Annotated in this window: 18 protein-coding genes; 16 read left to right on the forward strand and 2 right to left on the reverse strand. The window is 34.6% G+C overall.

Annotated elements, in window-relative coordinates; all coding sequences use genetic code 11:
- Positions 1 to 318 precede the first annotated feature (318 nt).
- The 8 genes from dnaA (at position 319) to M0051_RS10165 (ending at position 8,264) form a co-directional block, all read left to right on the forward strand.
- Positions 319 to 1,749, forward strand: a complete 1,431-nt coding sequence (gene dnaA, locus M0051_RS10130) for a chromosomal replication initiator protein DnaA (RefSeq protein ID WP_110359027.1) — start codon at positions 319 to 321, stop codon at positions 1,747 to 1,749.
- A gap of 105 nt (positions 1,750 to 1,854) precedes the next feature.
- On the forward strand, positions 1,855 to 2,715 hold the full coding sequence (locus M0051_RS10135; RefSeq protein WP_306741420.1) for a DMT family transporter: 861 nt from the start codon (positions 1,855 to 1,857) through the stop codon (positions 2,713 to 2,715).
- 20 nt (positions 2,716 to 2,735) lie between these two features.
- Positions 2,736 to 3,347, forward strand: coding sequence for a YigZ family protein (locus M0051_RS10140; protein WP_306741421.1), 612 nt, complete (start codon positions 2,736 to 2,738; stop codon positions 3,345 to 3,347).
- A gap of 390 nt (positions 3,348 to 3,737) precedes the next feature.
- A complete protein-coding gene (gene pyrB, locus M0051_RS10145) occupies positions 3,738 to 4,643 on the forward strand; it encodes an aspartate carbamoyltransferase (protein WP_306741422.1) in 906 nt (301 codons plus the stop codon).
- A gap of 33 nt (positions 4,644 to 4,676) precedes the next feature.
- Positions 4,677 to 5,135, forward strand: coding sequence for an aspartate carbamoyltransferase regulatory subunit (gene pyrI / locus M0051_RS10150; RefSeq protein WP_306741423.1), 459 nt, complete (start codon positions 4,677 to 4,679; stop codon positions 5,133 to 5,135).
- Positions 5,136 to 5,346: 211 nt separating this feature from the next.
- Positions 5,347 to 6,006 (forward strand): hypothetical protein, encoded by a 660-nt coding sequence (locus M0051_RS10155; protein WP_306741424.1) that lies wholly within the window; start codon positions 5,347 to 5,349, stop codon positions 6,004 to 6,006.
- A gap of 245 nt (positions 6,007 to 6,251) precedes the next feature.
- Positions 6,252 to 7,754 (forward strand): NAD(P)/FAD-dependent oxidoreductase, encoded by a 1,503-nt coding sequence (locus M0051_RS10160; RefSeq protein WP_306741425.1) that lies wholly within the window; start codon positions 6,252 to 6,254, stop codon positions 7,752 to 7,754.
- 195 nt (positions 7,755 to 7,949) lie between these two features.
- Positions 7,950 to 8,264, forward strand: coding sequence for a hypothetical protein (locus M0051_RS10165; protein ID WP_306741426.1), 315 nt, complete (start codon positions 7,950 to 7,952; stop codon positions 8,262 to 8,264).
- Positions 8,265 to 8,315: 51 nt separating this feature from the next.
- On the opposite strand, the gene M0051_RS10170 is transcribed toward M0051_RS10165, so the two are convergent.
- Complete coding sequence (locus M0051_RS10170) at positions 8,316 to 9,131, reverse strand: FKBP-type peptidyl-prolyl cis-trans isomerase (RefSeq protein WP_306741427.1); 816 nt, start codon at positions 9,129 to 9,131, stop codon at positions 8,316 to 8,318.
- 320 nt (positions 9,132 to 9,451) lie between these two features.
- On the opposite strand from M0051_RS10170, the gene M0051_RS10175 reads away from it, so the two are divergent.
- From M0051_RS10175 to M0051_RS10210, 8 genes are all read left to right on the forward strand, one after another.
- Positions 9,452 to 10,069 (forward strand): hypothetical protein, encoded by a 618-nt coding sequence (locus tag M0051_RS10175; protein ID WP_306741428.1) that lies wholly within the window; start codon positions 9,452 to 9,454, stop codon positions 10,067 to 10,069.
- On the forward strand, positions 10,066 to 10,356 hold the full coding sequence (locus tag M0051_RS10180; RefSeq protein ID WP_054719939.1) for a transcriptional regulator: 291 nt from the start codon (positions 10,066 to 10,068) through the stop codon (positions 10,354 to 10,356). Before M0051_RS10175 ends, M0051_RS10180 begins: the two co-directional genes overlap by 4 nt.
- A gap of 52 nt (positions 10,357 to 10,408) precedes the next feature.
- Entirely contained in the window at positions 10,409 to 11,752 is a 1,344-nt protein-coding gene (gene creD / locus M0051_RS10185; protein ID WP_306741429.1) for a cell envelope integrity protein CreD, read from the forward strand.
- A gap of 24 nt (positions 11,753 to 11,776) precedes the next feature.
- Positions 11,777 to 12,160 (forward strand): diacylglycerol kinase family protein, encoded by a 384-nt coding sequence (locus M0051_RS10190; RefSeq protein ID WP_306741430.1) that lies wholly within the window; start codon positions 11,777 to 11,779, stop codon positions 12,158 to 12,160.
- A 51-nt stretch (positions 12,161 to 12,211) separates the two neighbouring features.
- Positions 12,212 to 13,423 carry an L-2-hydroxyglutarate oxidase gene (lhgO, locus tag M0051_RS10195; RefSeq protein ID WP_306741431.1) on the forward strand — a complete coding sequence of 404 codons (1,212 nt, stop codon included), beginning with the start codon at positions 12,212 to 12,214 and terminating at the stop codon, positions 13,421 to 13,423.
- A gap of 65 nt (positions 13,424 to 13,488) precedes the next feature.
- On the forward strand, positions 13,489 to 14,217 hold the full coding sequence (locus M0051_RS10200; RefSeq protein WP_306741432.1) for a class I SAM-dependent methyltransferase: 729 nt from the start codon (positions 13,489 to 13,491) through the stop codon (positions 14,215 to 14,217).
- Between the two features lie 59 nt (positions 14,218 to 14,276).
- Positions 14,277 to 15,686: a B12-binding domain-containing radical SAM protein gene (locus tag M0051_RS10205; protein ID WP_306741433.1), complete on the forward strand. Its 1,410-nt coding sequence runs from the start codon at positions 14,277 to 14,279 to the stop codon at positions 15,684 to 15,686.
- Positions 15,687 to 15,818: 132 nt separating this feature from the next.
- Positions 15,819 to 16,166, forward strand: coding sequence for an SRPBCC family protein (locus M0051_RS10210; RefSeq protein ID WP_306741434.1), 348 nt, complete (start codon positions 15,819 to 15,821; stop codon positions 16,164 to 16,166).
- 52 nt (positions 16,167 to 16,218) lie between these two features.
- On the opposite strand, the gene M0051_RS10215 is transcribed toward M0051_RS10210, so the two are convergent.
- Positions 16,219 to 17,832, reverse strand: a complete 1,614-nt coding sequence (locus M0051_RS10215) for a dipeptidase (protein WP_306741435.1) — start codon at positions 17,830 to 17,832, stop codon at positions 16,219 to 16,221.
- Between the last annotated feature and the right edge of the window lie 900 nt (positions 17,833 to 18,732).

Consider the following 18,732-nt stretch of genomic DNA (forward strand, 5'->3'; position numbering starts at 1 on the left):
ATCTGTTAAATTCTTTTTAACAGCCATCGCATTATGTTTTATTATTGTTTAATTCTAAACAAGCTTTTAAGACTCAAAAGTATGATATGGAAACCTGCTAAAAGTCAGGCTTTTAAAAAATTTAATTTTATAACTCGCTGTCTTTCTGATGTTTAATAAATTTAGATTTTTTTTCATTTCTGTATCGTCGATTTATAGTAGGTTAGACATTCTTTTTAAAAAATCAATAGAAAAATAATTTTTTTTTCTTTTTTTTTTTCACAATCTTGCATATGCAAAAATTGACACACCCTAATTTTTTAAAACACTGAAATAGAAATGAATAATAATCACTTCCAGGTATGGAATAATTGTTTGGCTGTAATAAAAGACAATGTTCCTCCAATTAGCTTCAAAACATGGTTCGAACCAATCGTACCTTTGAACTTGGAGAATCAAGTCTTGACTTTGCAAGTGCCAAGTCATTTCTTTTATGAGTATTTGGAAGAGCAATACATTGATATTCTTAGAAAAACATTACGAAAAGAAATTGGTAATGGTGCAAAATTGGAATACAATGTAGTAATGGAGAATAATCACATTGCTAATGCTAAGCCTGTTTCAGTTGTTGTTCCCGGCAATAATCCTGCGAATACAAAAAATCGTCCGGTTAACATGCCAACCGATAAGGAAGAACAAACCATTCGAAATCCATTTGTTATTCCTGGAATCAAAAAATTACATATCGATTCTCAGTTAAATCCTGACTATTCATTTACCAACTTTATTGAAGGTGATTGTAACAGGTTGGCTAGATCAGCAGGTGTGGCTGTCGCTGAAAATCCTGGAGGAACTGCTTTTAACCCATTGGTGTTATATGGAGATTCTGGTTTAGGAAAAACTCACTTGGCTCAGGCAATTGGTCTTAAAACCAAAGAATTGTATCAGGATAAGACCGTACTTTATGTAAGTGCCAATAAATTCCAAACGCAGTTTACTGAGGCTATTCGTAATAATAACAAGAATGATTTTCTTCACTTCTATCAAATGATTGATGTACTGATTATTGATGACATTCAGGAATTGGCAGGTAAAGAAAAAACACAGAATACATTCTTCCATATCTTTAATCACTTGCACCAATCAGGTAAGCAGTTAATTCTTACTTCTGATAAGGCTCCGATTGAACTGAAAGGTATGGAGAACCGTTTATTATCGCGATTTAAATGGGGTTTATCAGCTGATCTTCAGAATCCTGACTATGATACAAGAGTTAGAATTCTTCAGCAAAAAGCATACAAAGACGGCATCGTTCTTGATATGGATGTTATTGAATACATTGCAAGTAATGTTACCAATAATGTTAGAGAGTTGGAAGGAGCATTAATTTCCTTATTGGCTCAATCTACATTGAATAAAAAAGAATTGAATCTGGAGCTGGCAACAAGTATTATTGACAAATTGGTTAAAAATACCAAACGTGAGCTCTCTATTGATTACATTCAAAAAGTTGTTTGTGACCATTTTTCATTGCCTATTGATGTTCTTCAGGCAAAAACAAGAAAAAGAGAAATTGTACAGGCCAGACAAATTGCCATGTATTTTTCCAAAACTTTAACCAAAGCATCCTTGGCATCAATTGGATCACAAATTGGTAACAAAGATCACGCAACTGTATTGCATGCTTGTAAAACGGTAAACAACTTGATGGATACCGATAGAGGATTCAAAACACAAATTGATGAAATTGACAAAAAATTAAAAATGTAGTTCAATTACTAACTATACTATATTGCTACCCTGAGAAGCAGATTCATTTTGGATCTGCTTTTCTTTTTGGGATTCAATCCTTATTTTTCGCCAAAATTTTAACCAATGCTATACTTACTTTTTGCCATACTATCCTCTGCTGGAATTTTTGTCTGTTTTAAATACCTGGAACGATTTAAAGTAGATATTCTTCTTGCTATTATAGTTAACTACATCACAGCATCTGTTTGTGGATTTCTTTTAAGTGATTCAAATATTACTTTCCCACAAATTGTTCACCAACCATGGTTTAACATTTCGTTTATAATTGGAACTGCTTTTATTGCTGCCTTTTTTATTATTGGACGATCAACGCAAAAAGCAGGAATTTCCATTACAACTCTGGCTAGTAAAATGTCTTTTGTATTGCCAATGATTTTTTCCATTGCATTTTATCAGGAAGCAATTTCATTGCAAAAAATTATCGGATTTATTTTGGCAATTAGTGCAGTACTTTTAAGTATCTATAAAGATCAAACTGATACAACCCACCGTAGATATTTATGGCTACCAATACTACTATTCTTTGTTGCAGGTACTGTTGACTCCCTAGTGAAATATGCACAAGAAGAGTATCTTAAGTCTGGCGGACAAGAAATATTCTCTACCCTACTCTTCGCTATTGCAGCCATTTCTGGTTTTGTTGTTTTGATCATTAAAAAGCAAAGTTTTAAGGAACTATTACAAGCAAAAGTCGTAATTGGAGGTATTCTTCTTGGCTTAGTTAATTTTGGATCTCTGCACTTTTTAATCGCTTCATTGAACAAATCGAACTTCGACAGTTCTGTAGTCTTTAGCATCATCAATATTGGAATTGTAGCAGTCTCCGTTTTAATTGGAATCGGAATTTTCAGAGAAAAACTAAACAAAATAAACCTTTTAGGAATAGTACTCGCAATTATTGCTATTTTTATCCTTACAAATTAGAACAAAGTATTATTGAATTGATGAGTAACGATACTTATAAAACCATTAGCCAACAATCCGAAGGCTTATACAAAGAAAAAGGCAGTAAATTTATAACCTATGCATATCCGGTTAGTACCGAAAAAGAAATCAAAGAACACATTGCCAAGCTAAAAAAAGAGTACTACGATGCTCGTCATCACTGCTATGCATACATGCTTGGCGCAGATAAAAAAAACTTCCGTGCCAACGACGATGGAGAGCCCTCTTCAACTGCAGGAAAACCCATTTTAGGGCAAATTCTATCCAATGATCTTACCAACATTCTTATCGTAGTCGTACGTTATTTTGGTGGAACGAAACTTGGAGCCAGTGGACTAATTCATGCCTACAAAACTGCAGCAGCCGATGCCATTTCAAATGCTGAAATTTTAGACAAAACAGTAAATGATATTTATGACATACATTTCGATTACCTGGTAATGAATGATATCATGAAAATCATAAAGGATGAGCAACCAGAACAACTTGGGCAGGATTTTAACTTAACTTGCAAAATTACTCTAAGCATTCGCCAAAGTGAAGTGGAAAGATTAATTCAAAAATTTGAAAAAATTACCAGCGTAAAAGCAGAATATATTCGTACTACCTAGCTTGTTATCTCTCAATCCAATAGACTACTTTTAATAATCAATATAATGCCAAGATTAAAAATTTGTTAATAATTAATCAAGTTTTCATTTGATTTCTCGAATAAATTATACCTATATTTGTAATCTAGAATGGAGTACATAATTATTCAATCTAGAGCCGCATTTATATCAGAAAGAAGTAAGTTTCATTACTTCTTCGCTCACATTTTCCATTATTTATTTCGATGTAAACGCAATAACAAGGCGTATTTTCCTGATTGTTATTTGGGTAATTCCCATCAAAAATATTTTTCAAAAAAACCAACATTACCATTTATTTCGGTGATTGTTGGTTTTTTTTTGTGCCGAATAATGAACAAGCATTTTATATACACTTTTAATTTTTAATCAATGGATAACAAAAGTTTAGTATCGATCGACGACTACACAAAAGAAGAAATCCTGGAAGTATTGGCCAGAGCAGCCGAATTCGAAAAAAATCCAAACTGCAACCTTTTGGAAGGTAAAGTGGTTGCTTCGCTTTTTTTCGAGCCATCTACTCGTACTCGCCTAAGTTTCGAAACTGCTATTAGCAGAATGGGTGGCAAGATTGTTGGATTTACCGATTCCTCTTCCTCAAGTGTTACCAAAGGTGAAACTTTGAAAGATACCACCAAAATGGTAAGTAATTATTGCGACTTGGTGGTTATGCGCCATCCAATTGAAGGTTCAGCTCGCTATGCTTCTGAGGTTTCTGATGTTCCAGTAATTAATGCAGGTGATGGAGCAAATCAGCACCCTACCCAAACCATGCTTGACCTTTACTCAATCTACAAAACTCAAGGAACACTGGAAAACCTTAACATTTTCATGGTAGGAGATCTAAAATATGGACGAACAGTTCACTCCTTGCTAATGGCGATGTCGCACTTTAACCCAACCTTCCACTTTATCGCTCCAAAAGAATTGGAAATTCCTTTGGCTTACAAAATTTTCATGGACAAGAATAACATTAACTATCATGAACATACTGAGTTCAACGATATTATTAATGATGCTGATATCTTGTATATGACTCGTGTTCAACGTGAACGCTTTGCCGATCCGTTGGAGTATGAGAAAGTGAAGAATGTGTACATTCTAAAGAATGATATGCTTGAGAATACCAGAGACAACCTGAGAATTCTTCATCCACTTCCAAGAGTAAACGAAATTGCTGTTGATGTAGATGCTAATCCTAAAGCATATTATTTCCAACAAGCTCTTAATGGTGTTTATGCACGCCAGGCAATTATTGCAAAAGCTCTTGACTTATAATCACATTATTCACGCTTAAAAGAACATCAAAATATGGACGCAAAAAAAGAATTACAAGTAAGTGCGATCGAAAATGGAACTGTAATTGACCACATTCCAGCAGAATATCTTTTCCAGGTAATTAATATACTCGGACTAGACAATTGTAATAATTCTGTAACCTTCGGGAACAATCTTGAAAGTAAAATATTGGGCAAAAAAGCCATCATTAAAATTGCTGATAAATTCTTTGAAGATGACGAAATCAATAAAATTTCATTGATAGCTCCTCATGCAAAACTAAACATCATCAAAGACTACCAAGTAGTTGAAAAGAAAATTGTTGAGTCTCCTGATAAAGTGATTGGCATTGCAAAATGTATGAATCCAAAGTGTATCACAAATGTTGAAGAAGTAACCACAAGATTTAAAGTAATCGATAAAACTCCAATTACTTTAAAATGCCACTATTGTGAAAAAATTACTGATCACAAGCATATTGAAATCATGTAATTGCTTTGTGATTTTCTTGTTAGTTAAAAAAGCCCCTAGTGGGCTTTTTTTATTTTTCTACCTTTGCAGCAAATTATAATACCGATTATTAATTTGTACAACCATACGTTCGCTTCGCTTCCTATGATTAACAAATTACATATCGGTATTATACCTAAAATATCTGAGAGCTTAAACACTCTCAACATTTAATAAATGGTATAAATTGATCATGACACAAAATATAGAAGAGCTACGCGAATTGGTTTCAGCCGCAATAGAGAATGGACAAAGTGGCAAAATTAAAGCTTGTAAATCAGCATTAAACGATATTTACACCACCATTAAGAACGATCCTTTTCTACTATGGGAAGACTCTTATGTGTCCCAATTGGGCAAAGCAATTATCATGATGATTCATTGGGATATGATTGATGACGAAGATGAAAATATAGGATTAGCTCATCTTGCATATTTGTATATCAGTAAAGCCATTGAAAAAGAAGAAAGCTTGCAATCTGAAAGTGATAACTGTGAACTTTTTCGCTTAAGAAAGGACAGAATCATTATCATGAAAAGCTTTGATGATTTCTTTGTAGAGAGTTTACAAAACTTCTATTTTGCAGATAATAAAGCTACTAATCTAGATACCTACAACGAGCAAAGAAAAGCAGTTCTAAGCAGATTGCCATTTATGCAATTTTCGGACATCTACCTAATTGAACAAGATTATCCAAACCTACGTGATGATGAGTTTCTTTTGGAGTTGGCAAATTTGATTGAGCACGATCAAGAATTTACCAATGAAAACTTAAATGAAGCCTTTCTGCTTCATAAAATACTGTATAAATTCACATACGAGCAATTGAAAAAAGGAGAATTAATCTACTAATCAGGTTTATATATTAGATTGTAGAGACGTAAATTCATTCGTCTCTTTTTTTCTGCAGCAATTTCATTTCATAAAAAAAGACTTTTTTATCTGCAAAACATATCATTGTTTACAGAAGTTGAATTTTTCTTTCTATCTTAATGCTTTAAAAGCATAGGAGTATACAAAATCGCTGAGTTTTTCCTATGTAGGGTTTGATTTCAAACAAAATATTATCAGCAAAAAACAATAAACAACAGCATTTTATGAGTACAGAAAAATACGACCTTGTTGTATTGGGGAGTGGTCCTGCAGGCTTCTCGGCAGCAATGCGTGCAATTGATTTTGGCAAATCGGTTTGTCTAATCGAAGCACAACATCTTGGTGGAGCTGGAATTATGAACGGAGCTCTTACTTCAAAAGCCATGTGGGAACTTTCCAGAGACTATTCTATTGCCTCATCAGTAATGAGAGGTTACCGCGCATCTGGTTTGAATGTTGATTACAAGCAAGTACAAAAAACCATTATGCAAGCTGCTAAACAAAAGCAGTTGCAAATGCTTTCTCAAATTGAGACCTATGCAGAACCAACTGAAAAGTTTGGAAACATCACTTTAAAGCATGGTTGGGGAAAATTTATCGATTCTCATACCATTGAAATTAAATCCCAAAAAAAGACTGAGCTTGTTTACGGTGATAACTTTATTATTGCAACAGGTTCAAGACCTCGCCCAATGCCTGACGTTGAAATCGATCAGGAAAGAATTATCGATTCGGAAGGAATTATGAACCTGAAAGAGTTTCCTGAACGAATGATCATTTTAGGTTCGGGGATTATTGGTTGTGAATTCGCTACCATTTTTTCCAACTACAACCAAACAGAGGTACATTTACTTGACAGACAACACAAGGTAATTCCATACGAAGATGATGATTTAAGTAGTTTTGTATCTAAAAACCTGGAAAATAATGGTGTTATTATTCACCATACAGCCAATTTAAGATGCATTAGAAAACGACCAGATTTTCTGGAAGTTGTACTTGATTATCAGGATGGACATTCTAAAGTAATTGAAGTGGATGTGGCTCTGGTGGCAATTGGTAGAATTCCAAATTTAGACAATATTGGTCTTGAAAATGTTGGCATTGAAAGAACGGATCGAGGTTATTTGAATATCAATGAAGTTTGTGCAACCGACGACTTTAAGGCATGTAATATTTTTGCGGCAGGTGATGTTTCTGGTCATGCTCAACTCTATTCTGTTGGAGAACTTCAGGGAAGATATATTGTGGAAGCTTTATATGGAAACCTGGAATATCCGTTAGACTATTCGAACATGTCTACTTTAATGTTCTTTAAACCCGAGGTAGCAGCAGTTGGATTAAACGAGAAAGCTTGCCAGAAAAGAGGTATTCCTTACAAGGTAGCTACCTACTCAAATTCCTTGATAAACCGTGCAGTTGCTATGAGAGCTATTGATGGCTTCATTAAAATTATTGTAAGCGACGATGGCAATGCTCGAATTTTAGGAATGAGAGCAGCAGGTCCTCAAGCATCAACATTAATCACTTCTATTGCATACCAAATTACCCAAAAAGGCACCTTAAAGGATATCCGACACAATGTTCACCCTCACCCAAGTATTAGTGAAGGAGTGCAGGAATGTTTAAGGGTTTTCGAAGAAAAATCGATATACAAACCCAAAGCGTTTCCTGATTTAATAAAGCTGAAAAGCTGGAGACCAGAGAAGGTAAAAGAAGTTAAATAATAAAACAACACCTCAAATATTAAATTGTATTTGGGGTGTTTGTATTTATGAATTGGTTCATATCCAATTTTAACAGTTAAATCATTCTTACGTAAGAAGTCTACATTTATTGAAATTAGATAAGGGAACAGAAAATTGACCTTATGAGCTGATTTTTGTAACTTATAATTGTTCAACAATCAGTGAATTAATCAGATGAATTACGTAGAACTTATAAAATTAATTACCCATGGAGAATGGCGAAATGTAGAATCGCAAGAAGTCTGCTCTTTCTTTTGGACTGAACCCGATCAATCCATAAACATCAAATTCATATCAGGTGAAAAAGCTGGCAAAACCGACTCTCATAAATTTGTTAAACTGTACTTGAGCAAAGAACAACAAGAAGACTGTCATTCTCTGCAATTTCAAAGCAATTTATTCACCAGCAAATTCTGTTTAGAATCGGAAGACAGCCACTTGTTTGTATCATCAAAAGTGTTTGGTGAAATGGAGTTGGAAAAGTTATAAAACAAAGATGCCCAACCAAAAGGATGGGCAAATATCATTTTAAACCTGATCTTACCTATTGTTAGAATGCTTTTTACACAGTTCAATCATCTTTTCCTGCATCATTTTATTTTCAGGATCACTTTTTAAAAGAATTTCCAAGTGATCCTTGGCTGCAAGATAGTCTTCCATACTTTCCAAAGACAATACATTTCTGTACTTTAGTCTATCATCCTTGGCCAATTCTCCAATTTTTGTCGCATAATTGGCTGCTTTCTCATGCAAATTATCCTTTGTAAGCAATTCCCAAACCCTGTTTAATTGCTCGCTATCGGTATGATACTGATTGGCTTCCTCACCTCCAGCAATTCTCTGGTAAGTTGCAATGGCATCCTCCAAAGATTTCTCATTCATATCTGCATACAATAAATCAGACAAAAACTTTTTAGGAGCCTCAACCTGAATAACTTTAAACTGATCGTATACCAAAGTAGCATTTGGAGGAATCACATCTCCCGCTCCCCTTGAACCATATGCCAAAGAATCTGGAAGTATCGCAACAACTTCATCTCCTTCACGAAGCAACATGCTCACTTCTTTAAAACCTTTAATCAAGCGTGAATAATCAGCTACATAAGTAAATAAAGAATCAGGTAACTCATTGGTATTCCAAACTACTTTCCCATCAACCTGAAGGCTTAAATAGGCACCTACCTTGCATCCGGTTTCAACCTTTCGGCCCTCACCTTTTTTCAGATAGAAATACTTTAAACCACCGGCAGTTTGAATGGTGTCACCCAAAGTAATTTCTTTATTTGTTGATTTTTGATTGTTACAGGCACTAAGCATTACCAGTGCCGTAAATAAAATAGAATAAATCGTTTTCATAGTGTTGTTATTATGTGGTATCTGTACAATCAGAATTCCAAATGTAAGAAATAATAAAATGATGGAATGAAAGTAAATTATGGAATTTTATCCTGAAACTATTTACAATCTGAAGTCTAACATTACCAATTGACATCATATATTTAATTTTACCCATCCTATTTTGTCAACTTACATCAAGGCAGTGAAATATTTCATTACAACGATATTAACACCCTATTTTGAATGACATACTCTCAAAACTTTAAGCTTATTTTAATTTTATTTTTGGAGAATAATAAAAAATGCATATTTTTACTTTGAATTTCAAAGTACTTTTTATGAATCAACAAAAATACATTGATGATCTGAATGAAATTAAAGAGATGATGAACAAATCATCTAAATTTATTTCATTGAGCGGTTTATCGGGAATTTCGGCAGGAATTATTGCGTTGGCGGGTGCCTATTTTGCATGGATTAACATCTACTCTGAAACTGGTTACCAAAATTTTGATCGCGCTTTATTAAGTTGGGAACAAATTATTCAATTGTTAGGCATTGGTGTAATCACATTACTGCTTGCTGTTGGCTTTGGAATTTTCTTTACTCGTCTAAAAACCAAAAAAACCAAGCAAAACATATGGGATTCTCAAACCAAAAGATTGCTAATCAATTTATTTATCCCTCTTTTAAGTGGTGGCGTATTTTGTCTGTTAATATTACTTAAAGGTTACATTGGCTTAATTGCCCCCCTAACCTTGATTTTTTATGGCTTGGCATTGGTAAATGCAAGTAAATACACCCTAACAGAAGTTCGAAGTCTTGGAATTCTGGAGATTATCTTAGGATTAATTGCTACATACTTTATTGGTTATGGCTTGATATTTTGGTGCATTGGATTTGGAATCCTACACATTGTGTATGGTATTATTATGGAAGTAAAATACAAGTCGTGAAAGATATTTTAAAAGATTTAAATAAAGCTTTTGAGAACCGAATTCGACTTGGAATCATGTCGGCTTTGGTGGTAAACGATTACCTGGATTTTAATGCCTTAAAAAACCTTTTAGGCGTAACTGATGGTAATTTGGCCAGCCACCTAAAATCCCTGGAAAAGACTGAGTACATTCGCGTTCAAAAAGAATTCTTAGATCGCAAACCAAACACCAAGTATAGTGCTACAAACGAAGGAAAAGCAGCATTCCTAAAACACATAAAAGCCATTGAGCAACTATTGAAATAAATTTTTTTATCATTTTACTTTGTATTTCAAAGTACTTTTAAAAATATCAAATATGAACACAGAACAATCACCATTCGAAAAATTTGGCCGCTGGCTAAAACAATCCGTTGGGTTAAAACTTTCTACAATTACCATTCTTATGCTTCTGCTTCTTATTCCAGCAAGCATGATTAAATCAATCATTCACGAAAGAGAAAGTCTAAACAGATCGGTACTACATGAAGTAAGCTCCAAATGGGCCAATGAGCAGCAAATTAATGGCCCTATATTAACCATTCCTCTGCTATATGAATATCTCAACAATGAAAATGAGACCATCAAGCAAACCAAACTCCTGCACATTCTACCAGATCAATTAAATGTTAATGGCAACATCGAACCAAAAACCTTAAAACGCGGCATTTACGAGGTAGTCGTTTACCGTAGTAAGCTAAATATTGCCGGAAAATTTGATTTGAATGCAAAAATTGATCAAAGTGGATTGAAAGAGATTCAATTCGACAAAGCTTTTATAAGCTTAGGTATTTCTGACCTAAGGGGAATCGAGGATCAAGTTCAACTCCAATGGGGAAAAGAAAAAATATCGGTTCAACCAGGATCACGATTACCCAATATGATGCCCTCTGGCGTTAGTCTTGATGTACCAAATTTGGCAGAAGATTTTACCAAGATGGTTAACTTTTCTTTTGACTTAAATCTACAAGGAAGTCAAAATCTCTCCTTTATTCCTGTAGGTGGAAGTACACAAGTCCAGCTTCAATCTCTATGGTCCTCTCCTAGTTTTAATGGAAACTTTATTCCCAAAACTCGTGAAGTTAGCGATCGAGGCTTTACAGCCAAGTGGAAAGCCTTATTGCTTAATCGCAACTATCCTCAATCATGGGTAGATAGAAATATAGCCGACAGAATGCAAGATTCAAGTTTTGGTGTAGATTTAATTATGCCTTTGGATGATTACCAAAAAGCAACTCGATCGGCTAAATATGCAGCCATGACCATCTCTCTAATCTTCTTGGTATTCTTTCTGGTAGAGATTCTCAACGGAAAAAAAATCCATCCATTTCAATATACTTTGGTAGGTTTAGCGCTTTGTCTTTTCTATGTTCTGTTAATATCCATTTCGGAACATGCCAATTTTAATATTGCATACCTTATTTCGGCCGGAGTTAGTTCCTTGCTTATTTCTCTTTACTCAACAAGTGTTTTCAAGTCGTTAAAATTTACCGCTATACTGTCATCTACCATTCTAGGAATTTACACTTTCCTTTTTGTAACGCTTCAACTTGCTGATTATGCCTTACTAATGGGTAGTATAGGATTAACAGTAATTCTTGCCATAACCATGTTCTTTACCCGAAACATTAATTGGTACAAATTACATGTGAGTGCTGAATAATTTCAATTAAAATCCGGTTGAGAAATGAATAAAAAACGCAAATTCTCCATAAAGGCTAGATTGAATAGTTTTAAACATGCTCTACGAGGTTTAAAAATCGTAGTCAAAGAAGAAGATAATGCCAAAATTCATTTGGGTATTGGTATTATCATGTACGTACTATCTGCCGTTTTAAAGCTAAAAAAAATGGAAATTGTTGCAGTGCTTTTCTCAATCGGATTTGTTGTTGTAGCCGAACTATTTAATACAGCTATCGAAAATCTTTGTGATTTTGTTCAACCAGATCATCACAAACAAATCAAGAAAATAAAAGACATATCAGCTGCAGCAGTATTGATAAGTGCAATAACAGCTTTCCTGATAGGATTAATTATTTATTTGCCCAGACTGATTTGCACACTCTCTTAAATTGCAAAGTTTTCGTAACTTTTATTTAGCTTATAAAAAATCCTAGTTGTTATGAGTAAAATCTATCAATACGATTACATCATTATAGGTGCAGGTATAATTGGATTAACATTGGCCAAGGAATTGATGTCAAAATATCCGCAAAGCACTATCGCAATTCTGGAAAAGGAAGAGGATGTTGCCAAACACGCAAGTGGTTTGAACAGCGGTGTTTTACATGCTGGATTCTATTATACTTCGGATTCTTTAAAAGCTCGATTTTGTGTACAAGGAAATCAATTGATGAAATCATTTTGTAGGGAAAATAATATTCCTGTAAACCAATGCGGTAAAGTTGTTGTCGCTGCCAATGCTGAAGAATTAAAAGGATTATATGAATTGGAAAAGCGAGGCAAGAAAAATGGTGTTGATGTTGAGTTGATTGACTTAGATAAACTAAAGGAGATTGATCACAATGCAAAAACCTACCAAAAGGCACTCTACTCTCCTACAACAGCAAGTGTTGATCCCAAATTGGTTTGCTCGAAACTTAAGAGTATTTTAATAACACAAGGTGTTCAAATCAATTTCTCAACCAAGTTTAAGAGAATAAAAAATAATATCATTTACACCAACAAAGGACAATACTCTTGTAAGTTTTTATTCAATGCAGCAGGCTTATATGCTGATAAAATAGCCAAACAATTTGGTTTTTCGAAGAACCGAATAATAATTCCTTTTAGGGGCAATTATCTAGTGTATGGGAGTAAAAAGCATTCAATAAAAACACATATCTATCCGGTTCCCAATCTTTTAAATCCATTTTTAGGTGTGCACTACACTCTAACGGTAAACAATGAATTAAAATTAGGACCAACATCAACACCTGCGTTTTGGAGAGAAAATTACAACGGATTATCCAGGTTTAATTTTCAGGAATTCTTTCAAATCATATACTATGAGTCAAAGTTATTTCTTTTAAATTCATTTAATTTTAGGCGTTTGGCCATTTCCGAAATTAAAAAGTACAATCGAAAACATTTTGTACAGCTGGCCAAACATTTATCTTACAATTGTGATCCTAAATCATTTGATACCTGGTCTAAACCTGGAATCAGGGCTCAACTGCTCAATACAAAAACATTAAAGCTTGAAATGGATTTTATTGTAGAAGGAGATTCAAATTCTCTACATATTCTAAATGCAGTATCGCCAGCTTTTACATGCAGTTTTGCTTTTGCAAAATATCTTGTATCGGAAAAATTGAAAAAAAATATCGATTAAATAAAAACAGAACAATAAAATTCACAAATATTTCTAATTTTCACATTTAAATTGAATATCATATCATGGACTTCTACCAGAGTATCTCAAAATACTACCATTATATATTTCCATTGAATAAAATGCAGCTTGATTTTATTGGGAAAAGCCATCCTAAAGCTAAAGATCAACTTTCCGTGTTAGATATTGGCTGTGCCATTGGTGATTTATCAATGGAATTAGCTGAATCTTATCAGAAAGTAATTGGCATCGACTTGGATAAAGGAATGATTGACAAGGCAATCACCAAAGGAAAAAACTACAAAAATCTTGAATTTCAGTTGCAGAATATGCTGAAACTTGATACTGCCTTTGGATCAAATTCGTTCGATATTATTGCCTGCTTTGGAAATACATTGGTGCACTTGAATTCAGATGAAGAAGTTTTGCAATTCTTTAAAAATGCCAAAGCCGTTTTAAAGGAAGATGGGAAACTACTTTTTCAAATCATTAATTACGACAGAATTATCGATCAGAAGATTGATCACTTGCCTACAATAGAAAATGAGGTCGTAAAGTTTGAACGCAACTATAAATATCATTCCTCATTGGGGAAAGTTGATTTTGAAACCATACTGAGCATTAAAGAAAGTAATAGTAGCATTCAAAACTGCATTGCTTTATTGGCGCTCAGAAAATTAAAAGTGGAAAAACTTCTGCAAAAAGCAGGTTTTACAAACATTTCATTTTTCGGAAACTTTAAACGGGAAAATCTCACTGAAAACAGCATGCCTTTAATTGTTGAGGCAGGCTAACACACTAAGTATCTGAGTTCACATATCGTTATTTTTTAAATCCTTCATATCCTACAGAAATGAAAGTTAAACTCGTATTGCCATCACTCACCGAGGCGAAGAGCCCATTTTGGCGTCCAATTAAATACTCCTTGTTCCCTCCGCTTGGTTTAGCAACCTTGGCATCTTACCTTTCTGCAGAGGACGAAATTGAACTTGTAGATCAACATGTGGAGAAATTACAGATCAATGACAATCCTGATTTGGTCCTGATTCAAGTATATATTACCAATGCAAAGCGTGCTTATAGAATAGCCGATCATTACAGAAAATGTGGCGCATTTGTAGTTTTAGGTGGTCTACATGTTACTTCAATGCCAAATGAAGCAATCAATCATGCAGACACTTTGATTTTAGGACCTGCAGAACAATCCTTTCCTGAATTTCTGCAAGATTTTAAAATGAAAAGAACTAAAAAATTCTATCATGCAAAAGCAGGAAGAACCATTGAAAGCCAACCAGTAATCAGGAGAGACTTGATAAAGCGAGAAAAATATTTGGTTCCCAACTCTCTATCCATATCCAGAGGCTGTCCTCATCATTGTAGTTTCTGTTATAAAGATGCCTTTTTTAAAGGTGGAAAATCATTTTATACCCAACGAGTAGATGAAATTCTTGCTGAAATCGATCGTCTTCCAGGAAAGCATCTCTACTTTTTGGATGATCATCTGCTGGGGGATCCAAAATTGGCTGCCACTCTATTTCGTGAGATGAAGGGAATGAACCGGGTATTTCAAGGAGCTGCTACTGTTGAATCCATTCTTAAAGGCGATTTATTGGAATTAGCCTCTGAAGCAGGCCTAAGAAGCGTATTTGTAGGATTCGAAACCTTCTCGGAAGAGAATTTGCGCCAAAGCAATAAAAGCCAAAATCAAAAGCAAAGCTATGAGTTAGCTGTTAAAAGGCTGCACGATTTAGGAATCATGATCAACGGTAGTTTTGTTTTTGGACTAGACCATGACGATCAAGATGTATTTAAACGAACCGTTGATTGGGGAGTGAACCATTCTATTACCACAGCAACATATCACATCTTAACGCCTTATCCGGGTACGAAGCTCTATCAGGATTTAAAGAAGCAAAATCGCATTCTTACCAAGGATTGGAATTTATACGATACAAGGCACACGGTATATGAAAGTAAAAATTTAAGCCCAAAAGAATTGGAAGATGGATATCAATGGGCCTATAAGGAATTTTATTCCTGGCAGAACATAATTAGATCCTCCTATGCTCACGATCATCTTACCCATCAATTAAAACATCTATTCTATACTGGTGGATGGAAAAAATTTGAACCAGTATGGAATTTCATCATCAATACAGGAGGCTTAAAGCGCATGTTGCCACTATTGGAATTATTGCTTTGCGAAGTTGATAAGGCCAAAGCAAATATTTCTGAAAAAACTCTTTACAAATCTTTTCAATGATTTTTCGTATATTCTATACTCCATAAACTTTAAACCAGATTTGAAATAAAGTATACCGTTGAAATAGAAATTAACAAGCCTATTGATGAAGTTGTAAAATTATTCAATTGTGAGGGTAACCTTTTTAAATGGATGGAAGGCCTGCAGAGTATAGAGCACTTAAGGGGAGAACCAGGAGCTAAAGGTTCCACTTCAAAATTGATTTTCAAACAGGGAAAAAGAGAAATGGAAATGCTTGAAACGGTAATTTCTTTAAATCTTCCTGAAGAGTTTATCGCAAGCTATGAAGCAAGAGGAATTTACAATTTAGCAAAAACCAGTTTTCTGCCTTTAGGCGATCACAAAACAAAGTACCTAAGCGAACAGGAGTTTCAACTGAAAGGACTGATAAAAGTTTTTGGATGGATAATGCCTGGAGCATTTAAAAAGCAAACCGAAAAATACCTGCAAATGTTTAAAGAGTTTGCCGAAGAACAGTAATAAAAAAGCCATTTACCGTAAGTAAATGGCTTATTTTTATTCTTTTATTTGATTAGAATCCTAAACCAAACCTTCCCCAATATTCATTCTCCAATTCTTTCCAACGTAGCATTGTAGCTCCTGTAAAGTCTTTGGTGAATTTATTTAGAAGTGTGCTTGCTTCTTCTTTCTTGCCTTCTTCCAACAGCTTCTTGATTTTAGCCTCAAAATACTCAGCATCGCTAAAACCTTTGTCTTCAAAGTAAGCTACTTCTTCCATCATACCTTTTCTGGTTTTTTGCCATTGCAAAGTAGCCAATTTGTTAGCCTTTCTGTATTGCCAGATTGCAGCATCTTCTCTGTAACGCTTTTGTCCACAGAAATTAAAACTCTCAGGAAGCTTTGTAGTTCCAGAGTAAATTGGAATACGAGGGCTTTGTCCTGGATTATCGAAAGAGAACCAAGCTCTACCACCAATTTCATCAGGCAACCAATCTCTCAACTGAATGATATGTGAATAAGAACACCATGCAACAGCAACTGTTCTCTGATACTCGATGGTTCCCTCTTTAAGGTAATTGCGCAAGTTTCTGTGATCTCTTGTTGGCCATGGGTGAGCATTTGGAGCGATAATGGTATCCGCACCAATCTCCTCTTTCTTGTCGTTGTATTTTTTCTTCACCACCTTTAGGTTTTGAGTCATATCATACTCAGTACCTTCATAAGTTTCGCGATACAATGCAATTACGTCGCGTACAGAAACTTTCTGATCTGGTTTTACAGAGAATGGCAATTCATCCGCTTCAAAATCCAATTTTAAAGATGGAGCCAAAGCATTTAAGATGAAAAACTCACGAATCTTAAATGGCTTGTCTACCTTACCATAAGCTTTCCAGAATTTGAAATCTTCTTTTCCATCCCATCTTTTAAGATTCTTTGCAACAGAGAATACATTATCTGAATACATGAAGTAATCCTTGTTCTTTTTCTCGATTTTACCGATTCTTGAGATGTTTGCCGATACACCAACATGATCATCAGGAATACGCTGAGCAGCCCAAACGCCTCCGATATTATCAGGACCTTCGCCAAAAATTTCCATTTGCCAAACCTCATGCTTGTCTGCAATGGTGATACACTCACCCCAATCGCCGTAACCATACTCTTTGATTAATTTGCCGATTAATTGAATCGCATCGCGAGCAGTAGTACAACGTTGTAAAGCAATACGCTCCAACTCTTCAATTAGGAACATTCCTTTTTCGTTCACCAATTCTTTAGGGCCAACAATGGTAGTTTCACCAATTGCCAATTGCTTTTCATTCAAACATGGATAAGCCGTATTTAAATATGCGTAAGTTTCTTTCGCTTGTGGAATGGTACCTACAACATTCATTTTTCTTCGATCCCAAGCAGTTTCAGTTTTCAGGCTACCCTTGTACACTTCCATGGTAGTATCGTTCTCGAACTTCTGTCCTTTTTCAACCTCTAACCAGGTTCTGTATCGTCCATCACAAGTATGACTTGTAATTACAGATCCATCGGTTGATGCCTTTTTACCCACCATAATACTGGTACAACTCTCTCCAAAAAACGGATCGTTTACCTGATCTAAAACTCCTTGTGCAACAACACTTGCCGGCAATATGCAAAGCATGGCAAATGCTGCTAATAGTAACTTTTTCATGTGTTTGTTGTTTAAAATGTATGCCTCAGTTTTAAAATTGAGCTCTAAAAATAATTTTTTCTCATTATTCTACCAATTGTACAACAAAATGATTGATAATGCTTTTAAACAAGTACGACATTTATGGGTTCAGCACCCTACTTGTTGACGATGAGTTCCAATATTTATTAAAATGGTATCACTTTTAAGATTCATTAACTTTTGTTTAAAGCATTTAGCATACTTCTCCCCTACATTTGTAACATACAAAACAGAGATGTTTTTTCATAGATTAGATTTAGGTTAGTAAATAGTGGTTAGAGAAAATCCCGGACTTTTATAAGGTTCGGGATTTTTCTTTGCTAATATTCAGTCCTCGGCTAAAGCAGAGGACAATTGAAAATAGTCTGTGCTGAATTTTACCTTTAGCTCGGGTTCTAAACCGAGGCATTTAAGCAATCCAAATACTGCGGTACGCTGTACCTTTTTTCATTTCATTCTAATTTTTCTATAAATATTCCGGTTCTCCGTACCTAAATTTCTTTAAGAATAAAGCAGCAGAGCTGCGAAATATTTATAGAACTACACATTTATATATTTAATGAGGTGCAGCGCACCGTGATATGAATCACAATATTCTAATCATCTTTAAGTTTTATTAACTTTTATTCAATGCATTTAGCACTCTTCTACTCTACATTTGTAACATACAAAACAGAGATATTTTTTCATAGATTAGATTTAGGTTAGTAAATAGTGGTTAGAGAAAATCCCGAACTTTTATAAGGTTCGGGATTTTTCTTTGCCAATAATTTGCCCACAGCTAAAGCTTGGAATAAATGGAAATAGTTGGTGCGACATTCATGCAAACTAAATATTACGGTACGCTGTACCTTTTTTCATTTCATTCTAATTTTTCTA

Source organism: Marinifilum sp. D714, assembly GCF_030851345.1.
GTDB lineage: Bacteria > Bacteroidota > Bacteroidia > Bacteroidales > Marinifilaceae > Marinifilum.